At 65.8% G+C, this 9,823-nt stretch carries 9 protein-coding genes; 3 read left to right on the top strand and 6 right to left on the bottom strand.

Annotated elements, in window-relative coordinates; all coding sequences use genetic code 11:
• Positions 1-262: 262 nt before the first annotated feature.
• From IV498_RS17695 to IV498_RS17705, 3 genes are all read left to right on the top strand, one after another.
• On the top strand, positions 263-706 hold the full coding sequence (locus IV498_RS17695; RefSeq protein ID WP_269048400.1) for a hypothetical protein: 444 nt from the start codon (positions 263-265) through the stop codon (positions 704-706).
• Positions 707-787: 81 nt separating this feature from the next.
• Positions 788-1,714 (top strand): tyrosine recombinase XerC, encoded by a 927-nt coding sequence (locus IV498_RS17700; protein ID WP_269048401.1) that lies wholly within the window; start codon positions 788-790, stop codon positions 1,712-1,714.
• Between the two features lie 258 nt (positions 1,715-1,972).
• Complete coding sequence (locus tag IV498_RS17705; RefSeq protein WP_269048402.1) at positions 1,973-2,476, top strand: DUF3145 domain-containing protein; 504 nt, start codon at positions 1,973-1,975, stop codon at positions 2,474-2,476.
• A 125-nt stretch (positions 2,477-2,601) separates the two neighbouring features.
• Here the strand turns inward: IV498_RS17705 and fabF are convergent, their stop codons facing one another.
• The 6 genes from fabF to IV498_RS17735 form a co-directional block, all read right to left on the bottom strand.
• Entirely contained in the window at positions 2,602-3,837 is a 1,236-nt protein-coding gene (gene fabF / locus IV498_RS17710) for a beta-ketoacyl-ACP synthase II (RefSeq protein ID WP_269048403.1), read from the bottom strand.
• 109 nt (positions 3,838-3,946) lie between these two features.
• Positions 3,947-4,192, bottom strand: a complete 246-nt coding sequence (locus IV498_RS17715) for an acyl carrier protein (RefSeq protein WP_269048404.1) — start codon at positions 4,190-4,192, stop codon at positions 3,947-3,949.
• Positions 4,193-4,312: 120 nt separating this feature from the next.
• Positions 4,313-5,377 (bottom strand): beta-ketoacyl-ACP synthase III, encoded by a 1,065-nt coding sequence (locus IV498_RS17720; RefSeq protein WP_269048405.1) that lies wholly within the window; start codon positions 5,375-5,377, stop codon positions 4,313-4,315.
• Positions 5,374-6,363 (bottom strand): ACP S-malonyltransferase, encoded by a 990-nt coding sequence (locus tag IV498_RS17725; RefSeq protein ID WP_269048406.1) that lies wholly within the window; start codon positions 6,361-6,363, stop codon positions 5,374-5,376. Before IV498_RS17725 ends, IV498_RS17720 begins: the two co-directional genes overlap by 4 nt.
• Positions 6,364-6,442: 79 nt before the next feature.
• A complete protein-coding gene (locus IV498_RS17730; protein WP_269048407.1) occupies positions 6,443-7,663 on the bottom strand; it encodes a PucR family transcriptional regulator in 1,221 nt (406 codons plus the stop codon).
• Between the two features lie 400 nt (positions 7,664-8,063).
• On the bottom strand, positions 8,064-9,823 hold a 1,760-nt coding region (locus IV498_RS17735; protein ID WP_442951383.1), incomplete at its 5' end, for a transketolase-like TK C-terminal-containing protein.

Below are 9,823 nucleotides of genomic sequence, written 5' to 3' on the forward strand. Positions count from 1 at the left end.
GCCGGAGACCATCCAAGGAAGGCGAAAGCACCGACCGACACGGTCGCGCCCCACGAACCAGCAACCCGCACCGATCCAGCCCGGCAGGAACAAAAAGCCGCTACGACACCAAACCCGACGTCAAACCACTACCGACCCACCCACCTAGGCCCTCAACGAACCGAAGCGGTTTACAGCCACAACGCCCAAACTGGCTAAGTCCTGGAGTGCTCAGTAGGCTTCGTAGTGAACGGATATCGGCCATTCTGAGAGGACCATAGCCATGACTGAGCAAAACCTTCCCGATCAAGACCTGACGATCGTGGGCGAGGACGAGGCAATTCCCGATCCCGACGTGGACGCGGTGTCGCCGGATACCGTGGAGGAACTCAGCAGTCAGGGACCGGACGACTATCCCGATGCGGCGGAAAATAACCCGGACAACTGGCGTGAGGACCCCTTGGTCCATAGCGAGGGCGAGCCATCGACGGACCCCAATGAGCCTGGCTCTGAATCTGATCAGACGCTGCGTGAGGAGACGGAGGAGGAGCGGTACCTCGACGGGGACGAGCAGGTGCCGCCGGAAGAGCCGACCATTGGCGAGGCAGCCGAAGACGTTGACTTCGATTCGCCGGTGGATTCGGACGAGGCCGATGCCAGCGATGACGCTGCACATTTGGGCGGCTCGCCGCTGAGCCAGTTCGAGCCGGAGGATCTGGACCGCTAGCGGTCGATCGGCCAGAAGTCCGCGGAATCCTGCCGCTTGTTCGGCTTGCTCCCGCGTGTGCCGGGGGCGCACAGTAGGTACGTGCAACGCATCGACTTGCCCCCCGACTTCGCCAAGGCCGTTCATGCCTTTGAGCGCTATTTGGTGTCCGAACGAGCACGGTCGGACCATACAGTGCGTGCGTATCTAGGCGACGTGGACTCGTTGCTGCTGCATGCTGTCACCGAGGGGGCCACCAGTCTGGAGGGCTTGGAGCTGGGCACGTTGCGCCGATGGCTGGGGGAGCAGAGCTCAGCGGGACTGTCCCGGGCCACCCTCGCCCGCCGAGCGGCAACAGCGCGCAGTTTCACCGCGTGGGCCACGCGGGAGGAACTGATTGCGGTGGACCCGGCGCTGCGGCTGAAAGCACCCAAGCGCGAACAAAGCCTGCCCGGTGTGCTGGCACTGCCGCAGCTGGCACGGCTCTTCGCTGATCTGGCGCAGCGGGCGCAGGACGGCCAAGCGATGGCCCTGCGTGATCTGGCCCTGATAGAGCTTTTGTACGCCACCGGGCTCCGGGTAGGGGAACTGGTGGCTCTCGACATCGACTCACTCAACCGGGAGCGCCGGACTTTGACGGCCCTGGGTAAGGGCAACAAGGAGCGCACGGTACCCTACGGCCAGCCGGCCGCGACTGCGGTCGAGGGGTGGCTGACCAACGCACGGCCCGCTTTATGCACGCCGGCAAGCGGCCCGGCCTTGTTTCTGGGCCAGCGCGGACGGCGGATGGACCAGCGGCAGGTGCGCACCGTCGTCGAACGGCTGTTTCATGCGCTCGGTGATACTTCGGCGACCAGTCCGCACGCGCTGCGCCACTCGGCGGCGACGCACCTGCTCGACGGCGGAGCGGACCTTCGCGCGGTACAGGAAATCCTGGGGCACAGCAGCTTGGCCACGACACAGATCTACACGCATGTCTCCGTGGATCGGCTCCGGAACAGCTACCTTCAGGCCCACCCGCGGGCCTGAACGCCGAGTTGCCTCCCGCGCCCGCCTCCCGCGCCCGGCCAGCGTGCTGCCTCCCGCGCCCTTCTTCGACGCAAATGCCATGTGGGGAATTTCACTGGCGTTATTAGCGCCGGTACGGCACAATATGAGGAAGTGCGGTGGAGAATGCCGCACATTGAGAATCAGGGACTGTAGATCGGCAATTCCTGCGCCCGCAGTGGCAGTTCATCCAGGCAGAAGGTCGTTGGGGAAGACGTACCTACAGCTATGGAGGATGGAATGTCTGTTGTGATCACGCGCGGAGTCTTGTTTGTGCACTCGGCCCCTACGGCGCTGTGCCCGCATATCGAGTGGGCCATTGAATCGGTCGTGGACAAGCGGACCGATCTTCAGTGGATCCCTCAGCCTGCCGACCCGGCCATGTTCCGGACTGAGCTGGCCTGGACTGGTGCGCAGGGAACCGGCTCATTGCTGGCCTCTGCCCTGCGTGGTTGGGCCCACCTGCGCTACGAGGTCACCGAGGAAGCCAGCGTCGGCGTCGATGGCGGCCGATGGTCGCACACTCCCGAACTCGGGATTTTTCATGCCGCCACGGACGTCCACGGCAACATCATGGTGTCGGAGGACCGGATCCGCTACGCGTATGAGTCCGGTGCAGGCGATCCGGCCGCCGTCTACCACGAGCTTTCGCTCGCCCTGGGCGAAGCATGGGACGAGGAACTGGAGCCGTTCCGCCACGCGGCCGAGGGCGCTCCGGTGCGCTGGCTGCACCGAGTGGGCTGAAACCGCACTCCTGCCATAACACCGAAGGAGCCGGTCCCCGCGGGGGCCGGCTCCTTTTGGCTGCGTAGGGCTGTCCACTGCCCGGGAATCCTGTCCAGCGGCCGCCGGACGGGAGGACGGGTGGCCTAGTGGTTTCGGATCACCACGACGGCGTTATGCCCACCGAAGCCGAACGAGTTACTCAGCGCCACGATGTCGCCCGACGGCAGATCGCGCGCGGTGGTGACAATATCCAGTGGGATTTCCGGATCCTGGTTTTCCAGGTTGATGGTGGCCGGTGCCTTGCGTTCGTAGACCGCGAGGACCGTCATAACCGCCTCCACCGCTCCTGAGGCACCCAAGAGGTGGCCCGTCTGGGACTTGGTAGCGGAGACCGGAACATTCTGTACGTGATCACCGAGTGCGGCTCTGAGTGCCGTGTATTCGGGGCGGTCGCCGACCGGAGTCGACGTTGCGTGGGCGTTAACGTGCGCCACGTCTTCAGGCTGCGCGCGGGCGTCGAAAAGTGCCGCCTTGAGTGCTCTGGTGGCGCCGAGCCCTTCCGGATCCGGGGCGGTGATGTGGTACGCGTCGGCCGTCACCGACGTACCTGCCAGCTCACCGTAAATGCGGGCCCTGCGGGCCAAAGCGTGCTCTTCGGCTTCGAGCACCAGCGCTCCGGCGCCCTCGCCCATGACGAACCCGTCACGGTCGCGGTCATAGGGACGGGAGGCATGCTCCGGGTCGTCGTTGCGCCGGGAGAGCGCCTGCATGGAGGAAAAGGCGGCCAGTGGCAGCGGATGGATGGCGGCTTCGGCACCGCCGGCCATCACCACGTCCGCTTTGCCGGAACGGATCAGCTCCAAACCCTGGTGCAGCGCTTCCGTCCCGGAGGCACACGCGGACACCGGGGTGTGGGCGCCTGCGCGTGCACCCAGATCCAGGCTCACGGCCGCGGCGGCACCATTGGGCATGAGCATGGGAACGGTCATCGGGAGTACCCGGCGGGGTCCTTTTTCGCGCAGGGTGTCCCAGGCGTCGAGCAGCGTCCAAACCCCGCCAATGCCGGTGGCAAAGGCAACAGCGAAGCGGTCATGGTCCACCTCGGTGATGCCGGAATCCTTCCAGGCCTCACGGGCGGCGATGACGGCGAATTGACTGGATGGGTCCAGCCGCTTGGCTTCCACCCGGGTGAGCACCTCGGAGGCGGGAGTGGAGACTCGCGCCGCAAAGTGCACGGGCAGCTCGTACTTGGCTACCCAGTCGTCGGTCAGGGTGTGCGCGCCGGAAACGCCCTTGAGGGCGTTCCTCCACATGGTGGGGACGTCGCCGCCAATCGGCGTGGTAGCTCCGAGTCCGGTGATGACTACTTTGCGGGCCATGGTTCTACTCTCTGGGTATGGTCTGCAGGTGTGCAGCAATTCTTCGGTTCCGGATGGCCGGCCTTGGCGGCCGGCCATCCGGATGCCCGGTTAAGGGCAGGGCGCTGGACTAAGCCTGGGCGCCGGAAATGTAGGTGACGGCGTCGCCGACGGTCTTCAGGTTCTTGACTTCCTCGTCCGGAATCCGCACGCCGAACTTCTCCTCGGCATTGACCACGATGGTCATCATCGAGATGGAGTCGATGTCGAGATCGTCCGTGAAGGACTTGTCCAGCTCAACCGCTTCCGGGGCCAGGCCCGTCTCTTCATTGACGATTTCCGCCAGGCCGGCCAGGATTTCTTCGTTGCTAGCCACTGATGGCTCCTTTTCTGTTGATTCTGCTTCGACGCTCGTACGCATACGGATGAGGCAGGTTGGATCAAACCACGGTTGCGGCCTGAAATGCTATCGGGTTGTTCCGCACAGCAAGCATAACTAGGGAAGCACCACTACCTGGGCACCAAAGACAAGGCCGGCGCCAAAGCCGATCTGCAGCGACAATCCGCCGTGCAGCTCGGGATTTTCCTGCAGCAGCCGGTGCGTTGCCAGCGGAATGGAGGCTGCCGAGGTGTTGCCCGCATCGGCAATATCGCGGGCGATCATCACGGAGTCCGGCATCTTCAGCTGTTTGGCCAGCTCATCGATAATGCGCATGTTGGCTTGGTGCGGGACGAAAGCGGCAAGATCGGCCACGGACACGCCGGCCGCGTCGAGCGCCTGCTTGGCTGCCTTGGCCATTTCCCATACCGCCCAGCGGAAGACTGTCTGACCGTCCTGGCGCAGGGTCGGCCACAGCCGGGTTTCGTCGGCGGCCACCGCCGCGTCGTCCGTGTCGCCGTCGTTCTGCATGGCCGTGGCACTGAAGTCGCGGACCGCCAGGAGCGAGTGCGTCATGCCTATTGCATCCCAGCGGCTGCCATCGGATCCCCAGATGGAGGGGCCGATGCCGGCCTGCTCGGCGGGTCCCACCACGACGGCGCCGGCGCCGTCGCCGAGCAGGAAGGAGATGGTCCGTTCGTGGTTGTCGATGACGTCGGAGAGCTTTTCCACGCCCACGACCAGGACGTATTTGGCGCTCCCGGCGCGCACCAGAGCGTCCGCCTGGGCGATGCCGTAGCAGTATCCGGCGCAGGCGGCGGAAACATCGAAGGCCGGAGCCGGCGTCGCCCCCAGCCGCTCGGCCAGCAGCGAGGCGGCCGACGGGGTGGCATAGGGGTGGGTCACGGTGGAGACGATGACCGCGCCCAGTTCGGAGGCTTCGATGCCTGCACCGAGCAGCGCCTCACGGGCGGCTCCTTCGGCCATGTCCACGACGCTGACGTCCCGGCCGGCGCGGTGCCGGGTGACTATGCCGGTGCGCTGGCGGATCCACTCGTCGGAGGAATCAATCCACTGGCAGATGTCGTCATTGGTGACGATGATGTCCGGCCGGTAGGCGCCAATGCCCAGGATTCCGCTGTACTCATGCAGGGGGGCCTGATTCAGCGTGGGGGTGCTCACTGGTGTCCTTCTTCCTGGCCGGTCGGGCCGGCTGCCAAGTCGCGTGTGCGGGCGATCAGTTCCCTCGCGGAATCCAGATCGGCGGGTGTCTTTAGGGCAACGGTAGCAACGTTGGGCATCGCGCGCTTGGCCAGGCCCGTGAGGGTTCCGGCTGGCGAGAGCTCGATCAGGGCCGTCACGCCCATCGAGAGCATTGTTTCCATGCACAGATCCCAGCGAACGGGACGGGAGACCTGGGCGATCAGGCTTGTCATCACGGCATCGCCTTCCGCCACCGGCTGGCCGTCGAAGTTGGAGAGCAGGGTCTGCGCCGGATCGTTGGCGCTCAGGCGCGGGCGCAGGGCCTCCAGCGCTGATACAGCTGGCGACATGTGGTGCGTGTGGAACGCCCCTGCAACTGGCAGCGGGATCACACGGGCCTTCGCTGGCGGGTTCGCGGCGAGCGTTTCCAGCTGCTTCAACGTGCCGGCTGCGACAGTCTGCCCGACGCTGTTCATGTTCGCGGCGGTCAGGCCTGCCGCCTCGATTGCGGCCAGCACCTCCTCGGGCTTACCGCCGACGACGGCGCTCATGCCGGTCGCTGCGGCGGCCGCCGCCGTGGCCATGCCGGTGGCCCGCTCCCGGACAAACAACATTGCGTCCGCTTCACTGAGCACTCCGGCCAGCGCGGCCGCCGGGATCTCGCCCACCGAATGTCCGGCCAGGACCGCTCCGGCGGGGACCCCGCCGTCGAACGTTCCGCCGTCCAGCTCACCGCCGCCGAACAAAGCGTGGGCGGTGAGCAGGGAGGCCGCGACGATCAGCGGCTGGGCCACGGCGGTGTCCTTAATGGTTTCCGCATCCGAGACGGTGCCGTGAGTCAGCAGGTCCAGTCCGGCCGCCTCGCTCAGTTCATCAAGGCGGCGCGCCACGGAAGGCAGCTCCAGCCAGGGCGAGAGGAATCCGGGGGTTTGGGCACCCTGTCCGGGGCAGACAATAGCAAGCACGGTATCCAGCTTTCCAAACAGAACTGCATTTACATGGTGTTTGCGTACACCAAGCTCAGAGGGTCCCTTTGTAGGAAGTCTACAACGACGGGGGTCGGGTGGCCGGATTCTCGGTACGGCCGGCAGGGCGCTCCACGCCCGGCCGCGACGCGGCGGCAAGCCGGCCCACGACCAGTGCCGTCTGCAGGACAAAGGCCTCCCGCGGGATCAGCGGATCCCAGCCGGTTACGTCGCAGACGCGGCGCAGCCGGTAGCGGACCGTGTTCGCGTGCACGAACAACTCGCGGGCCGAGGCTTCCAGCGAGTGGCCCAGCTGAAGGTAAGTGCTCAGTGTTTCAACCAGTCCGTTGGAGGCGGCGACCAAGGGCCGGTAGATGTTCTTGACCAGCGCGCGCCGGGCAAGTTCATCCCCGGAGATGACCCGCTCGGGCCACAGATCGTCCGCCGCCACCGGCCGTGGAGCCCCCGGCCAAGCGGCCGCGGCGGCGAGTCCGGCAAAGGCGGCCTGGGCGGAACTGCTGGCCTCCATCAGCGACGGGGCCAACGGTCCATAAACCACCGGGCCGGGAGCAAAAAGTTCACTCAAGCGCAGGTAAGCCGTGTCCTGATCCGCCACCCCACCGAGCACCAGGATGAGCCGGTCGCCCTGAATGCCGACCAGCGCGTCCTCCGCGAGCCGGGCGGCCGCGCGGCGCAGATCCGCCACGAATCCGGCATTGGGCTCGGCTGGCGCGTTGCCGACCAGCACCGAGAAGCGGGCCTGGGATGTCCAGCCCAAGGCGGCGATCCGGGAGCGCAGGGCATCGGTGTTTTCGCCGCGCAGGATCGCATCAACAATGAGCGCCTCCAGCCGGGTATCCCAGGATCCGCGTGTTTCGGCGGCCCGCGCGTAGACGTCCGCCGCGGCGAAGGCCACCTCACGGGAGTATCGGAGCACGGCTTCGCGCAGGGCCCCCTGCTCCGCCTTGGGTGCCAGCTCGGGAACATGGTCTTCCACCACCTGCACTACCGTGCGGATGAGCGCAAGCGCCCGCTGCAGGCTGATGGAGCGGGTCAGCTCGGTGGGCGCCGTGCCGAAAACATCGGAGAGCACCCAGGACGGCGACGACGGCCGCTGGTACCAGGAAACAAAGGCGGCTATTCCATTCTGCGCCACCATGCCCAACGCCGAGCGTTCATCCGCACTGAGCCGCCGGTACCACGGCAGCGTGCTGTCAAGCTCCCGCAAAGTGGTGCTGGACAGCCGGCCCACATTGGCCCGCAGCTTTTCCAGGGTCAGTGCCGGCGGATCCGCTGGCACTGCGGCCTTCCGTACAGACGACCGTGCCGGGGTGCGGGATGCCGGGGTCCTGCCGGTCGCAGGGGCCGCTGGGGTGCGGGAAGTCTGAGATGCCGGGGTGCCCCCGGCAGGGGCGCTGGTTGGGGCAGGACGGGAGGTCTTGGAAGTTCGTGATGCCGTCGGAGCGACGTCGGAGCTGCTGGAAGTCTCGGCCATGCTCCGAGCATACGGCCCGGGCGAAGGAACCTCCATTTGTGTGAACACTACAAACGCGGCATCCGATGGCCGAACTCCACCACAGCCAAAGCGCCCAGCCGCACCACACCTTAAGCGCGAAACCCCAGCGACCCCGAAACCCGAACAGATCTGCTGGGGTTTTGCGGGGAAGCTGGGGTTTCGTGGGTGGAAACGGGAGGTTGGGTCAGCTGTCGCCGCCGACCACGCCGGTGGTTCCAGCATTGACGTCGAGCAGCTGGTACTTGTCAATCGCCTGCCGCGGAGCCTGTGCGTCGACTTCTCCACGGCGGGCCAGCATCTCCAAGGCCCGGACCACGATCGAGTGACTGTCGATCTTGAAGAACCGGCGGGCCGCGGCACGGGTGTCAGAGAAGCCAAAGCCATCGGCGCCCAAGCTGGCAAACTCGTTCGGAATGAACTGGCGGATCTGATCCGGAACTGCCTTCATGTAGTCAGTCACGGCCACGATGGGACCAGTGGCCCCAGCCAGAGCGGAGGTGACGAACGGAGTACGGGCCGTCGCGGCAGGATCCAGGAACGCTTCTTCCTCGGCGGCAAGGCCGTCGCGGCGCAACTCCGTCCAGGAGGTAACGGACCAGACGTCCGCTGAGACGCCCCAGTCCTCGGCCAGGATCTGCTGGGCCTCCAGTGCCCACGGCACCGAGACGCCGGAAGCCAGCAGTTGCGTGCGCGGCCCGTCGATCTTGGCCGGTTCGAGCAGATAAATGCCGTTGGTGATTCCCTCCACGTCCATGTTTGCCGGAGCAGCGGGCTGCAGGATGGGCTCGTTGTACACGGTCAGGTAGTAGATCAAGTCCCGAGCGGTGGAGTCCGGTCCGTACATCCGGTTCAGCCCGTCGCGCATGATCACCCCGATTTCGTATCCGTAGGCCGGGTCGTAGGTGACGACGGCGGGGTTGGTGGAGGCCAGCAGCGGGGAGTGTCCGTCGGCGTGCTGGAGTCCTTCACCGGTGAGGGTGGTCCGGCCGGCCGTCGCGCCGATCAGGAATCCTCGGGTCATCTGGTCCGCCGCGGCCCAGAGCGCGTCGCCGGTGCGCTGGAAGCCGAACATGGAGTAGAAGACGTAGATCGGGATCAGCGGCTCGCCGTGGGTGGCGTAGGAGGTGCCGGCTGCGGTGAAGGCGGCGACGGAGCCTGCTTCGTTGATGCCGGCGTGCACGATCTGTCCGGAGATGGATTCCTTGTAGGCCAGCAGCAGGTCGCGGTCCACGGAGAGGTAGTTCTGTCCGTTGGGGTTGTAGATCTTCGCGGTGGGGAAGAACGCGTCGATGCCGAAGGTGCGCGCCTCATCGGGAATGATCGGCACCACCCGCTGGCCGAATTCCTTGTCCCGCATCAGGTCCTTGAGTAGCCGGACGAAGGCCATGGTGGTGGCCGCGTACTGTTTGCCCGAGCCCCGGTTGGCGACCTCGTAGGCCTTGTCCCCGGGAAGGGTCAGTTCGGTGTGCTTGGTGCGCCGCTCAGGAACGAAACCACCCAGTGCGGAACGCCGTTCCATCAGGTACTTGATTTCCGGGGCGTCCATGCCGGGGTGGTAGTAGGGCGGGCGGTACGGGTCCTTCTCCAGCGCTTCGTCGCTGATCGGGATCCGCAGGTGGTCGCGGAAGTCCTTGAGGTCCTGCAGCGTGAGCTTCTTCATCTGATGGGTGGCGTTGCGGGCCTCGAAGTGTGTGCCCAGGCCGTAGCCCTTGACCGTGTGCGCGAGGATGACGGTGGGTTTACCGGTGAATTCGGTGGCGGCCTTGTAGGCGGCGTAGACCTTGCGGTAGTCGTGCCCGCCGCGCTTGAGGTTCCAGATCTGCTCATCGGTCAGATCGGCGACCATTTCTTTTGTCTGCGGGCTCTGGCCGAAGAAGTGGTCGCGGACGAATCCGCCGGATTCGCCCTTGTAGGTTTGGTAATCGCCGTCGACTGTGGTGTTCA

Source organism: Paenarthrobacter sp. Z7-10 (assembly GCF_026932795.1).
Classification (GTDB): domain Bacteria; phylum Actinomycetota; class Actinomycetes; order Actinomycetales; family Micrococcaceae; genus Arthrobacter_M.